The sequence below is a fragment of the Marinobacter denitrificans genome (assembly GCF_008795955.1).
GTDB classification, from domain to species: Bacteria; Pseudomonadota; Gammaproteobacteria; order Pseudomonadales; family Oleiphilaceae; genus Marinobacter; species Marinobacter denitrificans.
The window spans coordinates 1,613,107-1,631,610 of record NZ_VMHN01000001.1; the positions used below are offsets into that span (position 1 = coordinate 1,613,107).

Annotated in this window: 13 protein-coding genes; 5 read left to right on the forward strand and 8 right to left on the reverse strand. The window is 57.6% G+C overall.

What is annotated here, in order from left to right; all coding sequences use genetic code 11:
* Window positions 1–26: 26 nt before the first annotated feature.
* The gene (locus tag FO268_RS07455) at window positions 27–794 is read right to left on the reverse strand and encodes a VC0807 family protein (protein ID WP_150991228.1); all 768 of its coding nucleotides are present in this window, start codon (window positions 792–794) and stop codon (window positions 27–29) included.
* A 156-nt stretch (window positions 795–950) separates the two neighbouring features.
* Entirely contained in the window at window positions 951–2,663 is a 1,713-nt protein-coding gene (locus tag FO268_RS07460; RefSeq protein WP_150991230.1) for a carbohydrate-binding module family 20 domain-containing protein, read from the reverse strand.
* Window positions 2,664–2,926: 263 nt separating this feature from the next.
* Here FO268_RS07460 and FO268_RS07465 point away from each other — a divergent pair, with 263 nt between their 5' ends.
* Window positions 2,927–3,667 carry a ParA family protein gene (locus tag FO268_RS07465; protein ID WP_150991232.1) on the forward strand — a complete coding sequence of 247 codons (741 nt, stop codon included), beginning with the start codon at window positions 2,927–2,929 and terminating at the stop codon, window positions 3,665–3,667.
* Here FO268_RS07465 and gabT read toward each other — a convergent pair.
* Both gabT and FO268_RS07475 read right to left on the reverse strand, forming a co-directional pair.
* Window positions 3,664–4,938 (reverse strand): 4-aminobutyrate--2-oxoglutarate transaminase, encoded by a 1,275-nt coding sequence (gene gabT / locus FO268_RS07470; protein WP_150991234.1) that lies wholly within the window; start codon window positions 4,936–4,938, stop codon window positions 3,664–3,666. The two genes, FO268_RS07465 and gabT, sit on opposite strands and share 4 nt — an antisense overlap.
* Before the next feature lie 90 nt (window positions 4,939–5,028).
* On the reverse strand, window positions 5,029–6,765 hold the full coding sequence (locus tag FO268_RS07475; RefSeq protein ID WP_150991778.1) for an ABC transporter transmembrane domain-containing protein: 1,737 nt from the start codon (window positions 6,763–6,765) through the stop codon (window positions 5,029–5,031).
* Window positions 6,766–7,016: 251 nt separating this feature from the next.
* On the opposite strand from FO268_RS07475, the gene FO268_RS07480 reads away from it, so the two are divergent.
* Window positions 7,017–8,822, forward strand: coding sequence for an ABCB family ABC transporter ATP-binding protein/permease (locus FO268_RS07480; protein WP_150991236.1), 1,806 nt, complete (start codon window positions 7,017–7,019; stop codon window positions 8,820–8,822).
* A 7-nt stretch (window positions 8,823–8,829) separates the two neighbouring features.
* Here the strand turns inward: FO268_RS07480 and FO268_RS07485 are convergent, their stop codons facing one another.
* Complete coding sequence (locus FO268_RS07485) at window positions 8,830–11,358, reverse strand: chemotaxis protein CheB (RefSeq protein WP_150991238.1); 2,529 nt, start codon at window positions 11,356–11,358, stop codon at window positions 8,830–8,832.
* The gene (locus tag FO268_RS07490) at window positions 11,358–11,951 is read right to left on the reverse strand and encodes a PAS domain S-box protein (protein WP_150991240.1); all 594 of its coding nucleotides are present in this window, start codon (window positions 11,949–11,951) and stop codon (window positions 11,358–11,360) included. The genes FO268_RS07485 and FO268_RS07490 overlap by 1 nt, the downstream gene beginning before the upstream one ends.
* 264 nt (window positions 11,952–12,215) lie before the next feature.
* Between FO268_RS07490 and FO268_RS22815 the strand changes: the two genes are divergently transcribed.
* Both FO268_RS22815 and FO268_RS07500 read left to right on the forward strand, forming a co-directional pair.
* On the forward strand, window positions 12,216–12,617 hold the full coding sequence (locus tag FO268_RS22815) for a DUF4398 domain-containing protein (protein WP_191966886.1): 402 nt from the start codon (window positions 12,216–12,218) through the stop codon (window positions 12,615–12,617).
* A complete protein-coding gene (locus FO268_RS07500) occupies window positions 12,614–13,480 on the forward strand; it encodes an OmpA family protein (protein WP_150991244.1) in 867 nt (288 codons plus the stop codon). Before FO268_RS22815 ends, FO268_RS07500 begins: the two co-directional genes overlap by 4 nt.
* 75 nt (window positions 13,481–13,555) lie before the next feature.
* Here the strand turns inward: FO268_RS07500 and FO268_RS07505 are convergent, their stop codons facing one another.
* Together FO268_RS07505 and FO268_RS07510 are read right to left on the reverse strand one after the other, a co-directional pair.
* Window positions 13,556–14,278, reverse strand: a complete 723-nt coding sequence (locus FO268_RS07505; RefSeq protein WP_150991246.1) for a Crp/Fnr family transcriptional regulator — start codon at window positions 14,276–14,278, stop codon at window positions 13,556–13,558.
* Between the two features lie 127 nt (window positions 14,279–14,405).
* Window positions 14,406–16,778, reverse strand: a complete 2,373-nt coding sequence (locus FO268_RS07510) for a sensor domain-containing phosphodiesterase (protein ID WP_150991248.1) — start codon at window positions 16,776–16,778, stop codon at window positions 14,406–14,408.
* Between the two features lie 111 nt (window positions 16,779–16,889).
* Between FO268_RS07510 and FO268_RS07515 the strand changes: the two genes are divergently transcribed.
* The gene (locus tag FO268_RS07515) at window positions 16,890–18,467 is read left to right on the forward strand and encodes an FAD-binding oxidoreductase (protein WP_202336547.1); all 1,578 of its coding nucleotides are present in this window, start codon (window positions 16,890–16,892) and stop codon (window positions 18,465–18,467) included.
* Window positions 18,468–18,504: the final 37 nt, after the last annotated feature.

Here is an 18,504-nt window from a genome sequence, read left to right on the forward strand (position 1 = left end):
AATCAATAGCTTGCAGGATCGTGGGTTTACCGATCCTGTTGGCCGGATGCAGAGTCTGACGATTTCTTTTCATGCTGAGCCGCCAGGTGCGGTGCCATGACTTCTTCAAGGGTATAGCCGGTAAGCCGCCGAATGGAGCGCCACAAATAATAGAAGATGGCAATCATCATGACCATCGACGGGATCGCGATCATTGGGTAACTCACCAGGGTCATTCGCCCCAGTTCCTCATTGAACGCCTGGGTCCCGGACGGACTGGTGACAATCCACTTGGCCAGCACGAAGTTCATGATGGATGAGAACAGGAAGGTCAGGCTGAAGAAGTAGCTGGCCTTCAGCAACCGCGCCTCGAACTCAGCCTCGCTTCCCCTCTCTTTAAGTACCTTCTGAATTTTTTCCACATCCAGCACGGTTGGGTTGTAGAGAAGCGTTTTTACCAGCGGGTATCTGGTACGAGTGGATATCAGTACAGCGAGGCCAATCACCGCTGGAACGGCAGCCTCCTTGATGGCCAGCCAGCCAGCGTCGAGCTCCATCAGCCCTATACCGCCGGTGAGACCCACGCTGATAATACCCAGCACCGCAATAAAGTTGTACTTGCGGTAGCGCACGAGCTCGAACAATCCCCAACTCAGCGGGAATGCAAGCCCTATGATCAGGGCCATCACACTGCCCAGATACTCGTCACCGCTGAGCTTCATCAGAATAACGGAGGGAATGACGATGCTGACAAGCAGGTCTATCCAGGGCCTGGGTTTGTGTGTCGGTCTTGAAGGGGTTTCCGGGGAGGTCATAAATCAGCCTGATGGTTCGGGAAGTGATGCTGGTTGCGTCTCAGCATACCGAAAAGATCTTCAGGCAGTATACGATGAAATCACCACTAACCGAAGGATAGTCGAACCAGCCTGCCCTTGCGGACAGGCTGGAAGGTGCTCAGTAGAAGTCAGGCTTCAGAAAGAGCCGGAGGTCGTGCTGGTGGAGCCCAGGCTTCCGGTCTGAAGTTGGTTATTGGAGCCGGATTGCCATTCCAGCTGGGCGGTGGGGTCAGTTTCGCTGCGTTTGATGCATTTCCACTCCATGCTGGTGTTAGCCGGCATATCAAAAGTACCGCTCCAGTTCGGGTAGGCGGTCGGGTCCAGTTTGAGTGCGTCGGCTGGTGACCAACTGCCAATGGCACTATTGTCGCCGGTGATATACACGCTCTGCCCCCACTCCGTCGCGCCATTCTGGCACTGGAAAGTCACGGAAGCAGAGTTTTCTACCGGCGGCTCGGGGTCGGTATCGCATGGTTCGCCCGTGTGCAGAGCCGCAGCTTGCATTGCAGGGACGGTCAGAGACACCTGCCCGTTCTGGACAGTGACGCAGGCGCCATCGCCGGCAACATTCCGGTAATTGCCATCGGCCAGAGTGGTACTGAAGGTGCGGGAGAGGCTGTTGCCTTCACGGTTAATGGCGACGAAACCGGCATTACCGCGGCTGAAGGCAATCTGGTTATTGCTATTGTCCCACCAGTTATTCACACCCTGCCCGTCGGTTTCGGCCCGGAAGCCTACCATGCTGGCAATGGAATCCCATCGGTGTTCGCACACCCAGGCAGAACCACACTGTGCCGAGCCATTCTGGTAGACGCTCTGGGCCGGTGGCCCCTGTTCACTGTCAGAAAATGCGTAACTGGACATGACCTTGGGGTAGCCATAGGGCCATGCCAGCATGAACACGTTTGCCAGGTTGTAAAGATCTCCGTTCTTGTACGTCAGGACATTGCTGCCGCCGGCACCGTGACCTCGCTGGTTGTCGTGGTTATCGGTAAAGACCACGGCATCCCCGCCGGCAAGAAAACCCCAACTCTCGCCAAACGCATTCAGGTCGGCCAGCCTCTGATTCTTGAAGACATTGCCAATAGAAGCACTGTAGCGAAATTCGGTAACGTCCGAAGTACTGGTGTATTCATTGGCGCTGACGGCCTCTCCCCCCAGGTCAATCACTTCCTGGAACACATACAGAGGCTCATTTACCTGACTGACGATAGCGCCAATATCCTCCGGCGACATATGCTTGGCGGCGTCCACACGAATACCTTTGACCCCAAATGACGTAAGCTGGTTCAGATACCCGGCCAGGGTGTTACGCACGTAAGTGCTTCCGGTATCCAGGTCCGGCAGACCCACCAGCCGACAATTGCGGACGCGCCAGGCATCTGAGCTGTAGTCGGAACTGTCTATGCTGCATTCGTCATGGAAGTCATTACTGCTGTATGTCGGATAAGTCAGCGAGTTGCTGTTGTAACCGGAGCCTGCAGTACCGGTGCCGGTACCATTGGCCGTGTGGTTTATGACTGCATCGACGTAGACGTCCACACCGGCGGCATTGCAACGGGATACCATGTCGGCAAACTGGCTGGCGTTGCCACTACGGCTCTGAAGTTGATAGCTGACCGGCTGGTATCGGGTCCACCAGGCATCGCCCTGAATGTGTTCCTGGGGTGGGGATACCTGTACGGCACTGTAGCCCTTGGGGCCCAGGAACTGCTCACATTCGGTAGCAACATCGTTCCATTGCCATTCAAACAGATGGACAAAGGTGCCGGCCTGAGCGGTGTTAAAGGGCAACGCAAGCGTCAGGCCGAGGCTGACACCGGTCACCAGACGTGGAATAGAGATCATAATGTGCTCCTGATTGTATTTGTTGTGGAGACCATCCGACTGCCCATGTCGTCGGGAGACGCCATATGCAGATGCCCATAATCAACATGAAGTGTTCACCCGTTAGCCAAAACATCCTTATGCGCAGTTAACGGGGAGTAGGCAGGGGGAGGAGGCAAGAAACTCGTGTCGGGTATAGCGATGTGTCATATAACTGAAACACGCTCCCAAGCAGGATCGGTTAAGCTGGCAGCCGTTATCCCGTAAGGGTTTCAGGAGGAAGCATGAAGATCATCGCGTTTTACAGCCTCAAAGGTGGTGTGGGTAAAACCGCAGCGGCTGTGAATATTGCCTACCTGGCGAGCCAGGCCGGTATCAGTACCCTGTTGTGGGATCTGGACCCCCAGGGGGCAGCAAGCTGGTATCTGGCGGGTACGGACGAGATCAAGGGCCGGAAGCTGGCAGCATTGATGGACGGCAAGACACCGATAGGCAAGTTCATTCGTGCCAGTGCCTACCCCGACCTGGATTTCATCCCCGCTCACAACAGCTTCCGCAACCTTGATGTCCGCCTGGACAAGGACGATAGCAATAATACCCTCAAGAACTGGCTGGCGCCGTTGTCGGAGGAAACCAGCCTGGTGGTGCTGGACTGTCCCCCGTCCATGTCGCGTTTATCCGAGCAGGTACTGAAAACGGCCGATGCTGTATTTGTGCCGGTAGTGCCCACCTGGCTGGCACTGAACAGCTGGCATCAACTGCAGGAGTTCGCAAAAGACAAGAAGCTCAAACCGGGCCGTCTGCACCCGTTTTTCTCGATGGTAGACCGGCGCAAGAACCTGCATCGGGAAATGGTCATCAACCGTAAAAAACATCTGGAGGGCGGGATGAACGCCATCATTCCCAATGCCAGCGTTGTGGAGAAGATGGGCGAAAGCGGCCAGCCGGTTGAACTGATGGACAGATCCTCGGCTGCCGCTGACGCCTATCGTCGCCTATGGAAGGAAATCCGTAAGCTCCTTTAGCCTATTTCTTTCAGAGCCTGCTCAACGATACCCAGCCCTTCCTCGAGGATGTTGTCCTCGATGGTTACGGGCATCAGGAAACGAATGGTATTGCCATACATACCGCAGCTAAGCAGGATCAGGCCGTTTTCCTTGGCTTTCTTGGTGACGGCTGCAGCGAAGTCCGCTCTTGGTTCCTTGCTGGTTTTATCTGTCACCAGCTCAATGGCCGCCATGGGGCCCAGGTTACGCACGTTGTCCACATGGGGGAACTGCTCCTGCCACTGGTCAAAACGCTTGCGCAGCTTCTCGCCCAGACGCTGGCTCTTGCCCAGAATGTCCTCTTCCTTGAACACATCAAATACTGCCAGGGCGGCCGCACAGGCAGTGGGGCTGCCGGTATAGGTGCCACCGAGTGAGTTCGGACCGGAAGAGTCCATTACCTTGTCAGTGCCAACGATCGCGGAAATCGGCATGCCATCGGCCATGCTCTTGGCCATGGTCATGATGTCTGGCTCAACACCGCTGTGTTCGATGGCGAACATCTTGCCCGTACGGCCAAAGCCGCTCTGAACTTCATCCGCAATCATCAGGATGCCATTCTCATCACAGATCTTGCGAATCTCTTTCAGGAAGCTGGCGGGTGCAGCGTAGAAACCACCCTCACCCAGTACCGGCTCAATCACGATAGCGGCAGTATCGTTGGCTGGGGAGTCCGCCTTCATGGCCATTTTCAGTCCGCGCAGCGCCTCGTCTTCACTGACACCGTGATAAGGCACCGGATAGGGTGCGCGGAAGACAGTGCCTGGCATCGGCCCGAAATCGGTCTGGTAAGGCGCGGCCTTGCCGTTCATGGCCATGGTGTAGAAAGTACGGCCGTGGTAACCACCATCGAAACAGATAACGTTGGTTTTTCCGGTTGCCGCCCGGGCGATTTTCATGGCGTTCTCAAGGGCCTCGGCGCCGGAGTTGGCCAGCATCACCTTGGCGTGCCCTTTCACCGGAACTACTTCGCTGAGTTTCTGCGCCAGCTTCACATAGCCCTCGTACGGCATGACTGTCTGGCAGGTGTGCATCAGCTTGTCCAGCTGCGCTTTCACCGCCTCAACCACTTTCGGGTGGCGATGACCGATATTCAGTACACCGATGCCGCCGGCGAAGTCGATCATCCGCTTGCCATCGGCGTCCCAGAGTTCGGCATTGGTCGCATGGTCGGCAAACTGCTCGTTGGGGCTCGCGGCACCGGCCGCGACATAACGTTCTTTGAGTGCCTGCAGTTCTTTGTTCGTCACTTTGCCTCTCCTCGAATTCGGTTTAGTTCCACCAGCATACACGAAATGATGGCCCGGTTTGAAAACCCGACCCTGATGTTTCTACGTACTTCAGCTGCCCTCGTCTTCCCGGAACTGAAGTTCCGCCAGGCGCCGATACAGCGGATTGCGTGCCACCAGATCGTCGTGATTGCCAATATCCTGAAGAACGCCGGCGTCCAGTACAATGATACGATCGGCGTGCCTCACGGTAGCCAGCCGGTGCGCAATAATCAGTGTTGTGCGGTCCGACATCAAGCCCGGCATTGCCTGCTGAATCAGATGCTCGCTTTCAGCATCCAGGGCACTGGTGGCCTCGTCCAGTAACAGTATAGGTGCATCCGCGAGCAATGCCCTGGCAATTGCCAGCCTCTGCTTCTGTCCTCCGGAAAGCCCCAGCCCGGTGTCGCCCAGGGGTGTTTCATAACCGTTTGGGAGTTTGCGAATAAATTCATCGGCATGGGCAATACGCGCGGCTTCCACCATGGCCTCGTCGCTGGCTTCCGGGCGGGCATAGCGAATGTTGTCGGCAATGGTGCCGTGGAACAGTGCCGGGTTTTGGGGCACCAGGGCAAAGCATCGTCGCAGGTCATCGATTGCGACCTGGCGACTATCGGTATTGTCGATAAGAATCTGCCCCGCATCGGGTTCGTAGAATCGCAGCAACAGATCAAACAGCGTGGATTTGCCCGCTCCGGAGGGGCCCACCAGAGCAACGGTTTCCCCGGCGCGAATGCTCAGTGAAAGCCCCTTTATGACCTCGACATCCGGTCGCGACGGGTAGGAAAAGCTCAGATTGCTGATTTCGATACTGCCCTGAATGGTGTCAGGGAGAGTTTGTGTAGCGGTGTCCGCTGTCGAGATTTCGCTGGGTGTCTGCAGCAACTCAAAGATCCGCGCCGCTGCCCCGGCAGCCCGCTGCAACTCGCCGATGACCTCACTGATTGCCCCGGCCGCGAGGCCCACCAGCAGGCTGTAGAACACAAACGCTGCCAGTTCCCCGGGGCTGGTACGGCCGGCAATCACATCCAGCCCGCCGATCCAGATCACCACCCCGATCGCACCCATCACCAGGGTGATCGCAATGGTGGTCAGCCAGGCCCGCTGGCGAATCCTCACCCGCGCTATGTCAAAGGCATTCTCAGCCACACGGGCAAAGAACCGGCGGTCATGGGGTTGGTGATTGAACGCCTGCACGGTCTTGATCTGGGTAAGGTTCTCTCCCACGTAGCTGCCTACTTCCGCCACCCGGTCCTGGCTTAGCCTGGAAAGCTGCCTGACGCGACGCCCGTAAACCAGAATGGGAATGATCACCAGCGGAAAACCCAGGATGATAATGCTGGCCAGTTTGGCATTGGTAACAAACAGAAGAATCAGCCCGCCCACCAGCATCAGTGCATTACGCAGCGCGATCGATACCGTGGAGCCAATCACCGACTGCAGCACGGTGGTATCGGCGGTAAAGCGTGACTGAATCTCCAGGCTTCGGTTTTTCTCGTAGAAGCCGGGGTGAAGGTCGATCAGATGGTTGAACACCTGCTTGCGAATATCCGCCACCACCCGTTCGCCAATCCAGGACACTAGGTAGAAGCGGGCAAAGGAACCGGTTGCCAGGCCAATCACCAGTACAAAGAAAAGCCCCACAGCTTTGGACAACATCACGGGGGATTGGGTTGCCAGTCCCTGGTCGACGAGAATCCGTAGTCCCTGTCCAAGTCCAAGCGTGATAGCCGCCGTAATAACCAGAGCAACCAGCGCACCAGCAACGGCCCTTTTGTAGGGACTGATAAAATCGACGACCAGTTTCAGAGCTTTGCGGTGACGGGTGTTGATGATGTGCCTCCTGATTGGCGGTGCTGTAAACTCTGGCAACAATACGGTTTGAACGCCGTAAAAGACCTATCATACATCCGGGCAGAGCACACGTGGGTGGCAGGGTCTTCCGGGACACGCTGTAAATACGTCCCTGTACGCTCGACAAAAGCCATCCATGGCTTTTGACGGTCCCGGAAGACCCTGCCACCCACGCGCGCTCCCCAACCTTGGAGTTATTCTCGATAGTGAGAGCCTACGCCGATAACGACTACCCCGCTGACCATAAACCGGACTGGAAAGTCATTTCCGGTCTCTGGCCCTATCTGGCCGAGTTCCGGGGCCGGGTTGTTCTGGCGTTGGCGTTTCTCATAATCTCCAAGCTAGCGACCGTTGCCACACCGGTAGCCTTGAAGTACATCGTCGACTACCTGGATGAGAACCGCGGTGGCGAGATGCTGCTGTGGATTCCGGTGCTCTTGGTGCTCGCCTATGGCCTGCTCCGATTCGGCAGCACGCTGTTCAGCGAACTACGGGATGCAGTGTTCGCCCGAGTTGCGGAACGGGCAATGCGGCGGGTATCGCTGCGGGTTTTCGAACACCTGCATAATCGGGAACTGGCGTTCCATCTGGACCGGAAAACCGGTGGTCTGGCCCGGGATATCGAGCGGGGTACCAACGGTATCAGCTTCCTGCTGCGTTTCACCCTGTTCAACATCGTGCCCACCCTGCTCGAAATCCTGCTGGTCGCCGGCATCCTGTTTGTGGTGTTCAACGTCGGTTATGTACTGGCGATCCTGGTGGCTGTGGTGGTCTACGTGGTGTTTTCCATCAAGGTTACCGAATGGCGCACCAAGTTTGTGCGTGAAGCCAACGCCCGGGATAACCAGTCCAATTCCCGGGCGGTCGACAGCCTGCTCAACTACGAGACGGTCAAGTACTTCAACAACGAGAAGTTCGAAGCCCGGCTGTACGACGAGGACCTGGACGACTGGGAGAAGGCCCGCCTGAAAAACCGCCTGTCCCTGGCGGCCCTGAACGCCGGCCAAGCCTTTATCATTGGTCTGGCGATGATTGTCATCATGGCCATGGCGGTACGGGAAGTGGCCAGTGGCGAGATTACCCTGGGTGACTTCACCATGATCAACGCTTACTTGCTGCAGTTATTTATCCCATTGAACGCGCTCGGGTTTGTGTATCGGGAAATACGCCAGGCACTGGTGAACGTGGAGCGGTTATTCGGTCTGCTTGGCGATGAACCTGTGATCGAGGATGCACCAGATGCCAAAGCACTGGTTGTGGAGAAAGGCGAAGTCCGTTTCGACCATGTTCACTTTGCCTATCGACAGGACCGCCAGATTCTTCGGAATGTAAGTTTTTCCATCCCGCCGGGTCATACCGTGGCTGTAGTAGGTGCCAGCGGTGCCGGCAAGTCGACCCTCGCCCGCCTGCTGTTCCGGTTTTACGACGTGGACCGGGGCGGTATTACCATTGATGGACAGGATATTCGCACCGTCACCCAGGCCAGCCTGCGCGCTGCTATTGGCGTGGTGCCCCAGGATACGGTGCTGTTCAATGACACGCTCTACCGTAACCTGGCTTACGGACGGCCCGAGGCCAGCGAAGCAGAGGTCTATGAGGCGGCCCGTATGGCCCATCTGGACGCCTTTATCCTGAGCCTGCCGGATGGCTATGAAACTCAGGTCGGCGAGCGTGGACTGAAGCTCTCCGGGGGCGAGAAACAGCGGGTAGCGATTGCCCGTGTTATTCTCAAGAATCCACCAGTGCTGATTCTGGATGAGGCTACCTCTTCCCTGGATTCCCTGTCTGAACAGGCCATTCTCGGGGCGCTGAAGGAAGTCAGTCGTCAGCGCACGTCGCTGGTGATTGCCCATCGCCTCTCCACCATCCGGGATGCCGACACCATTCTGGTGATGGACGGCGGACGCATTGTGGAAAGTGGGCATCACAATGACTTGCTTGCCCGCAATGGCCACTATGCCCATCTCTGGGCGCAGCAGCATCGGAGCGGCGATGATAACCGTGAAGCCTGAAACAGCGTCAGGCCGGAGGCGTCTTCCGCAGGGAGGATTCCAGTTTCTTGGTGTCGGTGATGTCCACCAGGGTGATGACAACACCGTCAATCATGTTGTCCAGTCTGCGGTAGGGTATGATCCTGACTGAAAACCACCGCTCATCGTTGGTGGTAATCTGCTTCTCCCTGACCGCCAGGGTATCCAGGGTTTTCCGGGCGTCTTCCTGAAGCTCGGGGTAACGCAGGCTGGTGGTCAGATCGCTGAGCGGGCGGCCGACGTCGCTCTCGCGCAGGCTGATAATGGCAGCAGCCCGTTCGGTGTAACGCCGTACGTTCAGGTCCTGGTCCAGGAACAGAACCGCAATTTCGATACTGTTGAGCACATTCTGCATATCGCTCTGGGCAAGGGCGAGATCATCCAGCTTGGTTTGCAGTTCCGTGTTGATGGTCTGCAGTTCCTCGTTCATCGACTGCATTTCTTCTTTAGAGGTTGTCAGTTCCTCATTGGCAGACTGTAGTTCTTCATTGGTGGACTGCAGCTCCTCGTTGGACGCCTGCAGTTCTTCCCGGGTGTGCTTTGCCTGCTGCCGCAAGCTTTCGATTTCCTTCTGGTAGCGCTGGACTTCCGCAACATGGTCAGAGTCGGCAGCAGAGGCGGATTTGCGGCGCCGGGACGCCACCGGCATGGGGGCATCGCGGAATACAACCATCGTCATACCCTTCAGGGCTTCGGGTTCCCGTAACGTCTGAATGGTTACGTCAACGGCCTGCGTGCTGGCGTCGGTCTGAACCTGCACTCCTGTGAGCTCAAGCGGGTCTGTTTGCTCCGTTACCTGTTGCAGGGCGGTATACAAAGGCTCCCGCAGACCTTCCCGGGCCATGGCGTGGATGTTCCAGTTGGCCTTGCCCGCAGCCGGTTCCAGATACTTGCCGGTACGCCCGCTGATATAAACGATATCGGCATCGGCATTGAGCACCACCGCAGCGGGTGAATAGACCTGCAACAACACATTGTCGGCAGCGGACTGCAGGCTGTTGGTGGCCTCCTGTGGGGGAACCTGTGTGGACCGCACGGGGTGCTCCTTGTGCAAGGTGGACATGGGTGGGAAGGATTTTAGCAGGAAGTCAGAGTGGCGAAACGACTCGAAAGGTTTGCGGCGGTATAGACGCAGCCTGGGCTTCACTGGCGCAAACAGGTGATTCAGCCGGCCAATGGTCTCGGAACTGCCCAGCATCAGTAATCCGTTGGGGCGAAGGCTGTAGTGGAACAAGGGCAGTATCCGCCGCTGCAGTGTGACATCGAAATAGATCAGCAGGTTGCGGCAGGCAATCATGTCGAGCTTGGTAAACGGTGGGTCAAGAATGACGTCGTGGGGGGCGAACATCACTTTATCCCGTATCAATGGCCGTACCTGGTAATGGTTGTTGTGTCTGGTGAAAAAGCGTGCCAGCCGGTCCCGGGATACGGTGCTTTCAATACTGAGTGGGTATTGCCCCCGCCTTGCCCCCGCAATGGCATCCGGGCTGATGTCAGAGGCAAATATCTGCAGATTCAGTTCCTGCCCCGGCAGAGTGTTTTCCAGCGCCTCGGTAAACGCAATGGCCAGCGAATAGGCTTCTTCCCCTGTTGAGCAGCCCACCACCCAGGCACGCAGCGGATGGCCCGGCGTTTGCCCGGTGATCAGTTCCGGCAGCCCGGTTTCTATCAGGTAATCCCAGGTGTCAGGATCCCGGAAAAACTCGGTAACACCGATCAACAGTTCCCTGAACAACAGCTGTACTTCCTGTTTGTTGTCGGCCAGAAAGCGGGTGTAATCCCCAAGGTCCGCAATACCATGGATGGCCATGCGGCGCTCAATCCGGCGGTTCAGCGTGGAGGGTTTGTACAGGGAAAAATCATGCCGGGTGTGCTTTTGCAGCAGGCTGAGAAGCGGATCAAGCTGCTTCAGCGATGTTTGGGCGGGGTGGTTATGAGTGGGGCTTTCTCCCGGGACGGGAACGCGACGGACATAGGCCAGTATGCGATCCGGAATTTCATCTGCCGGTGCCACTATATCTGCGCAGCCTGCATCTATGGCGCTTTTGGGCATGGCGTCAAACTGGGCCGAGAGAGGTGTCTGCACCAACGTCAGCCCCCCGGTCGCCTTGATGGCCTGCAAACCCAGGGTGCCATCAGAGCCCATGCCGGAAAGCACAACGGCAATGGCCCGTTCGTTCTGGGCGCTGGCCAGGGATGAAAACAGCACATTGATGGGCAGGCGCAGCCCCCGTGCTTCGGTTGGCTGCACCAGCTTCAGGGTCTCATCCTGTACCCGCAGTTCGCGGTTTGGCGGGATGACGTAGACGGTATCAGCGCGAACGGCCGTATTCTGCCGGGCTTCAAAAACCGGCATCTCGGTATAGCGTTGGAGGAGTTCCGGCAGCAGCGCTTTCTGGGTTGGATCCAGATGCTGCACCACCAGGAAGGCCATGCCGGTATCGCAGGGCATGTTACGGAAAAAATCCTCGAATGATGCCAGGCCGCCAGCGGAGGCACCAATACCTACGATACGCATCAGTACGTGGGGGCGTAAGTCGTGGCTTCAGTGAGTATCATCAAAACGCTGTCCCTGGCAGCGGTGGGCTTTGCGCTGATCACCATGCATCTGCGATCTTGCAGTTCGACCGTTGCTTCTACCGCGCCCGACGTTCTGAGCAACGTATTCACGATGTCGTGCTGTCCAGGTGCGAGAAGGGCATTCAGGCCCATTCCGGCAAGGTCCGTCGTGTGGTCGCCGAATAGAATGCCCGCAGCCAGGTTACCTTCAATAATATCGCCGTCGTTAGCCACAATCAGATAGGCGGCAGGCGCCTGCTCATAGAGCGACCGGTAATGGGCCAGCTCCTCGTTGATTTCCTGTTCGTTAGCCAGAAGCTGTTCATACAGCAGATCAAGCTCCACCTGGTAGGTTTGCAGCTCGTGGAGCAGCTTGAGGGCATCAGCAGCGGATTCGGGGTTGCTGGCACGCTCGTAGAGCAAATGGAGTGCTTCCACGCTCAGGTTGCCGCCGTGGTTGCGGGGCGGTACGCCGTGTTCGATCAGATCACTGGCGCTGCGTCGCAGCCGTTCATGGTGTTCAACATCTGAATATCCGTTCGTATGACTCATCGTCCCTCTCCAAACCGTTCAAACCGTCCAAACTGTCCAGGCCGCCACCGGTGTTACATCAGGCAAGTCTACTCCACCTCAAGCGGCCCGAATAGCAAGTGGCTGGGGTATTTCATTTTGAGGCCCTTGTGTGTGTTAGCGTACGGACGATGTCACGGCCCTGGCGCTAATGTGAATGACAGGGAGCATTGGCGGACCGTTCAGGTTCGGCATTGGCCGGTTCAAAACAGAACCGGGGAGCTCCGTGGCATAAGGAGCCATGCTATGAAAACGCACATGATCCGGCGGGCCGCTGAACGTCTCGGCCTATTTACCACGTTATTTCTCGCAACTTTGACCCTCGTCGCCTGTGCGTCTGCGCCGTTACCACCGACCGAATCGCTGACCATGGCCAGCGATGCCATTGCCAATGCCGAACAGGCGGAAGCCCGGCGTTATGCCGGCGCGGAACTGGAAGAAGCGAACCGTCATTTGGCAGAAGCTGAGAAGGCTGTGGCAGCGGAGCGAATGACCGAAGCCGACCGGCTGGCAAAACAGGCCCGCGTTGCCGCAGAGCTGGCAATAGCAAGAACCGAAGCGGCGAAGGCCGCGGCGATCAATCGTGAAATGGGGCGCGGCGCCGAGGCCCTGGATGAAGAGATGCAGCGCCAGGGAGATCAGCAATGAAAATCTTATCGTTCCTGAAACCGGTTCCAGGTAAAAAAACGACCATCGCCGTGGTGCTTTCCTCAGTACTGCTGACCGCATGTGCCATGTCGCCGACCAGCCCTGAAGGCTCAGAGGATGTGCGCACCAAGCTGACCGAGCTGCAACAGAACCCTGACATGATGACTCATGCCCGCATCGAATTGCGTGATGCGGAAGCGGCGGTGCAGCTTGCCGAGCAACCGTTGGATAGCGATGAACAGGCCCTGGCCGACTATCGCCTCTACATGGCTGACCGCATGGTCGAGATTGCCCGGGCCAAGGGCCAGACCCGGCTGTTGGAAGCCGAGCGGGAGCAACTGGGCGAGCAGCGTGATGCGGCCAGGCTGGCCGCACGAACCCGCGAAGCGGATGAGGCCCATGCCGACGCCGAAAGTGCGCGTAGCTCACAAGCGGATGCCGCAGCCCTATCTGCCCGTGAAGCGGAAGAACTGCAGCGGCAGATTGACGACCTTGAGGCCGAAGCAACCGAGCGGGGGCTGGTGTTGACTCTGGGGGACGTGCTTTTTGCGAGCGGTAGCGCGGAGATTCAGGGAGGCACTAACGAGAATCTGGAGAAGCTGGTGAACTTCCTCGAACAGTACCCTGACCGCCAGGTGCTGATTGAAGGCCATACCGATAACGTGGGTAGCGCGATGTTTAATGAAACCCTGTCGCGTCAACGGGCAGAATCTGTGCGGCGTTTCCTGACTGGCCGCGGCATTGACGGCCGCCGGCTGACCGTGTCCGGGTTCGGTTTTGAGCGTCCGGTTGCCAGCAATGACAGTGCAACGGGTCGCCAGCAGAATCGCCGTGTTGAAGTGGTGATTGAAAACCGGGAGTAGCACATGCTGAGGTATCGGGATTTCTTCCCGCTGGCGGGGGATACCAAAGCCAGCGACGAGTCGGCGTCGACCGGCTCAGTAACCGGGGTAGCCCGAGGTCAGGCGGTCGGTCTCGTGCTTGACCACGGCGTAACATTCGCAGCTGAGGGCCTCAAGCCCCGGCCGGTCAATCACGGTGATATGGCCGCGATGGTATTCGATGATCCCCAGGTCCTGCAGTTTGCCAGCTGCTTCGGTAACACCCTCACGGCGAACACCCAGCATGTTGGCGATGAGTTCCTGGGTCATCGTCAGATGGTTGTCCGCAAGGCGATCAAGGGATAACAACAGCCAGCGACACAATTGCTGGTCAATGGAGTGATGGCGATTACACACGGCGGTCTGGGACATCTGGGTGATCAACGCCTGGGTGTAGCGCAGGGTAAGCCCCCTTACCGCGGGAGTGTTATCGAACTCCTCCTTGAGTTCCGGGGCGGTCATCCGGTAAGCAAATCCCTTGCTTTGCACAACCGTCCGGCTGGGGGTACTGTCGCCACCCATGAACACGGCAATGCCGGCCATTCCCTCGTTCCCGACCACCGATATTTCGGCGGACGAGCCATTTATCATCACGTACAGCAGCGAAATGATGCAATTGGTCGGGAAGTAGACAAAGTCGATGGGTTGGCCGGATTCATAAATTACGTCCCCGAGGTTCATTTCAACCAGTTTGAGCTTGGGGAATATCCGTACCTTGGCGCTGTCTGGCAAGGCGGCCAGCAAATGATTCTGATCGTGGAAGGTTGTAATGTCTGACATAACTACCTCCCTGGCGGAGCCGTCGTTTATGGGTACAACACGCTAACACAAAAACGCATTCTAACTGTAACAATAGAAGGTCCTGGCAGAATATCCCGATGATCAAACCACAAAGTCAGAGTGGTGACTATTGCGGTTGAGGACTGGCGGATCGAGCCTCCCAGGTGAACCTGCCTGCCCACGACAGCGCCAGCGCCAGCGGCATCGGCCTGCTGTAGAAAAAGCCCTGCCCCAGCTCACACCCCATCTCTATCAGTTTCGCTTCCACCGCAGCGGTTTCAATACCCTCCGCGACGAGGCGGCGCTGGAAACTTTGCGACAGGCTGACAATGGCACTGACAATGCTGTAGTTATCGTTATTGTCCAGCATGTCCATGACGAAGGACTGATCGATCTTGATTTCCTGCGCAGGCAGCCGACGGAACAGATCCAGTGAGGAATAGCCCGTACCGAAATCATCCAGAGAAACATCCACTCCCAGGTCACGGCAGGCCTGGAGGTTCTCCAGAACCTTGTGAGTATCGTCCAGGGCGGTGGTTTCGAGAATTTCGAGAATCAGGTGGCAGCGGATGTCACGGGGGCAATCGCCCAGGGCGCTGGCCAGGTCTTCACGGAATTCAGGGCCCAGAAAATGGGAGGGGCTGAGGTTAACGCTCAGGGTGTACGGAAGCCCATTTTCCGCAAATTCCTGTAAGCGTGTGATCGCTTCGCGAATCACGAAGTTACCGACACTTCGGGCGTATTCGGTATATTCAATGTGTTCAAGGAAATAACCGGGACTCAGAAGCCCTTGCACGGGATGGTTCCAGCGTATCAGTGCCTCGAAACCTTCCAGGCACTGTCTGGTGAAATTCACCTTGGGCTGATAGTAGAGCTCGAGCTGGCCCAACCTTATGGCATCGCCGATCTGCTCAATGACTTTTACGCGCTCCTTGCGTGAGAAGTGGGAGTCCAGATCGAACAGGGTGTACGTGTTCTTCCCTGCTTCCTTGGCCGCATACATGGCCTGGTCAGCATGGCGTATCAGCAGGTCGGCATCGGCATCGTCGCTCGGATAGACGGTCACACCCATGCTGCCTGAAAGGTTCAGAATATAATGCCGGTAGTTGATGGGCTGGCGGATGGCTTCCAGAAGCCGGGCATAAACCCGCGCATCATCCACATCCCGGAGTATGGCCACAAATTCGTCACCTCCCAGGCGGGCAACGATGTCGTGGGCACGAACGCTCGATAGCAGCCTTTGGGCGACGGACTTAAGCACCGCATCGCCCACAGCGTGGCCGTGCTGATCGTTGATTTCCTTGAAACCGTCGAGGTCAATAAAACACACAGACACCAGCCCCATTCGCTGGTTGGCTTCGAACAGCTCCTGCTCAAAAAGGGCTGTCAGCCTGCGCCGGTTTGGCAGGCCGGTGAGTGAATCGTAGTTGGCAGCCTGCTCGAGACTCTTCTGGTGTTCGCGTTTCTCCTGGTAAAGCCGTTTACGCTCGATCAGGTTGCCAAGGGTTTGTAACAGGGGCTCGAGCTCTTCGGCAAGTCGAGCAGGGTAACCATCCAGCCGGTTGGCAAGGCCAATCAGCCCGATCTGTTTGTCGCCGGAAAATACCGGGATACCTATATACGCGCTGATGGGCGGATGGCCGCTCGGCAGGCCCCCCCGGCGGGGATCGGTCTCCAGGTCGTTGGAGATGATGACTTCTCCGGTCACCATGGGTTTGCCAAGAATGTTGTCGAGGCGGTCGAAGATCATTCCTCGCCGTTCCACTTCCTGATACAGCGCCTGGGTTTCCGGGCTCCAGGCGATATTGGTGATGGCCCCGATTTTCAGATAGGGGGTTTGATCCTCATGGCGAAGCACTTCGCCGATGAAGCCGAACTGGCTGCCGGTCAGTGATAGCAGGTCGCTGAGCATCTGCTCGAACGCCGCGCGCTCATTGTTGCTGGTCAGGAAAACGTTCTGCGCCCGGTGAATGGCCCGGCTGAGGTGAGACACATGCACATAGTCGTGGTCGGTGGCCGTCAGGTAGGCGCGTTCCAGCTCGTCCTCGACAATGCTGGCGAGGCTTCGTAGCACGTCCAGGTCAATCTCGTTGAGGTGGCGGGGCTTGTCGTCAATGATGCAAAGGGTGCCAATCTTGAAACCGCTGGGCTCTCGCACCGGCATACCGGCGTAGAAACGGATGAAAGGCTCCCCGGTCACCAGGGGGTTTTTGCAGAAACGGGGGTCCTCGGTAGCGTCAGCCACCAGAAAGACCTTGTCCTGTTGTATGGCGTAGTCACAGAAGGCAACCGATCGCGGCGTTTCCGGTGCTGCCAGGCCCTGGCGGGATTTGAACCACTGACGTTCATTGTCGACGATGGTGAAAAGCGCGATCTTGACCTGATAGTACTGTCGCGCAATTCGCGTCAGCCGTTCGAAGCGTTCCTCCGGCGGAGTGTCAAGAATACCCAGGCGATCAAGAGCGGCAAGCCTGCGTTTTTCGATGTTCGGGGTGGTCATCAATCGGTCTCCGCAAGGGGCCGCTTTACCTGAAGTTCAGATGAGTTCTGGAATATCACTCACTATTGCCTTGAACTAGACTGAATGCAAAACAATAAACAGGAAATGTCCATGACAATACGCAATTACTGGGGTTGGGGTAATGAAGACAGCGCATTTGATGATCAGCAGATTGAGCAATTGCGTCAACTGGTGGGTATGCAGTTTGATGGCATAGAGTTCACCTCTCAGGCGCCGCCAGCCTTGGCCGACCTGGTAATGCCGGAATCCCGGTTGCAGCCTCCGCAATCTCTGTTGCCCATTATGTCCACGGACCGCCGGGACCGGGCCAGCCACACCTACGGCAAATCCTTCCGGGACATTGTGCGTGGCCTGGACGGGGATTACCGCTGCGCGCCGGACCTGATTGCCCGCCCGTCCACCGAACAGGAACTGCTGGACGTGCTGGACTACGCCAGCCGCAGTGGTGCGGCGGTGATTCCCTATGGCGGCGGCTCCAGTGTGGTCGGTGGCACCGAAGCCCGCTACGAAGGCGACTGGGCCGGTACTGTTACGGTCGATATGGAGCGCTTCAACCGCATCCTTGAGGTGGATCACCAGTCCCGGGCGGCTCATATTGAGGGCGGCATCTATGGGCCTGCCCTCGAGGCCGGGCTGCGGCCCCATGGTTACACCCTGCGGCATTTCCCCCAGTCCTTTGAGTTCTCGACCCTGGGCGGCTGGATAGCCACTCGTTCCGGCGGCCATTTTGCCACGCTCTACACTCATATCGATGACATGGTGGAGTCCACCCGTGTGATAACGCCCCGAGGCTCCCTGGAAACCCGGCGGTTGCCGGGATCAGGCGCCGGGCCATCGCCGGACCGGCTGTTCCTGGGCTCCGAAGGCATTCTCGGTTTTGTCACTTCGGCCTGGGTGAGGCTGCAGGTAAGGCCGGAGTTCCGCGCCACCCGCACGGTGCATTTCGCAGATTTTCTGCAGGGTGCGGAAGCGGTTCGCAGAGTGTCCCAGTCCGGCCTTTACCCCGCCAACTGTCGGCTGATTGATGCCCGTGAAGCCATGATCAATGGCATCGGTAACGGTAGTAAGCACTTACTTATTATCGGCTTTGAATCTGCTGATCACCCGGTGGAGGCGTGGATGGAAAGAGCCCTGGAGATTGTCGCCGGCGCAGGCGGATCGGTTCAGGTCAGCCGGGAAAAGACACCTGATAAAGGCCAGGCTGGTGACTGGCGCCAGCAATTTATCCGTGCCCCCTACATGCGGGATGGACTGATCCGCCTGGGGCTGGTTGCGGAAACCTTTGAAACTGCGATTACCTGGGACAGGTTTGAAGGTTTCCACCAGGGTGTCATGGAAACCGTGACCAGGGTCGCCCGGGAGATCTGCGGCAAGGCGTTCGTCACCTGCCGCTTCACCCATGTGTACCCGGACGGCCCCGCGCCCTACTACACCGTGATTGCCCCGGGCCGGCGCGGAGATCAGGTAAAACAGTGGGACGAGATCAAGCTGGCGGTAATGGCAGCCCTGATTGACATGGGCGGCACCATTACCCATCACCACGCCGTGGGGCGTGACCATCGGCCGGGCTATGATCGCCAGCGGCCGGATCTGTTTGCGGAGGTGTTGCGTTCAGCCAAACAGACTCTGGACCCCGATGGTCTGTTGAACCCGGGGGTGTTGGTATAAAGGTCTTTGAAGAACAAAAGAAGACGAAAAAGCGGGA

Bases quoted from the DNA above. Each gene is read 5' to 3' on its own strand.
- FO268_RS07490 (WP_150991240.1), bottom strand. From the start codon at position 11,951: ATGAGTCATACGAACGGATATTCAGATGTTGAACACCATGAACGGCTG.
- FO268_RS07485 (WP_150991238.1), bottom strand. From the start codon at position 11,358: ATGCGTATCGTAGGTATTGGTGCCTCCGCTGGCGGCCTGGCATCATTC.
- FO268_RS07455 (WP_150991228.1), bottom strand. From the start codon at position 794: ATGACCTCCCCGGAAACCCCTTCAAGACCGACACACAAACCCAGGCCC.
- FO268_RS07465 (WP_150991232.1), top strand. From the start codon at position 2,927: ATGAAGATCATCGCGTTTTACAGCCTCAAAGGTGGTGTGGGTAAAACC.
- FO268_RS07515 (WP_202336547.1), top strand. From the start codon at position 16,890: ATGACAATACGCAATTACTGGGGTTGGGGTAATGAAGACAGCGCATTT.
- FO268_RS07510 (WP_150991248.1), bottom strand. From the start codon at position 16,778: ATGACCACCCCGAACATCGAAAAACGCAGGCTTGCCGCTCTTGATCGC.
- FO268_RS22815 (WP_191966886.1), top strand. From the start codon at position 12,216: ATGAAAACGCACATGATCCGGCGGGCCGCTGAACGTCTCGGCCTATTT.
- FO268_RS07505 (WP_150991246.1), bottom strand. From the start codon at position 14,278: ATGTCAGACATTACAACCTTCCACGATCAGAATCATTTGCTGGCCGCC.
- FO268_RS07500 (WP_150991244.1), top strand. From the start codon at position 12,614: ATGAAAATCTTATCGTTCCTGAAACCGGTTCCAGGTAAAAAAACGACC.
- FO268_RS07460 (WP_150991230.1), bottom strand. From the start codon at position 2,663: ATGATCTCTATTCCACGTCTGGTGACCGGTGTCAGCCTCGGCCTGACG.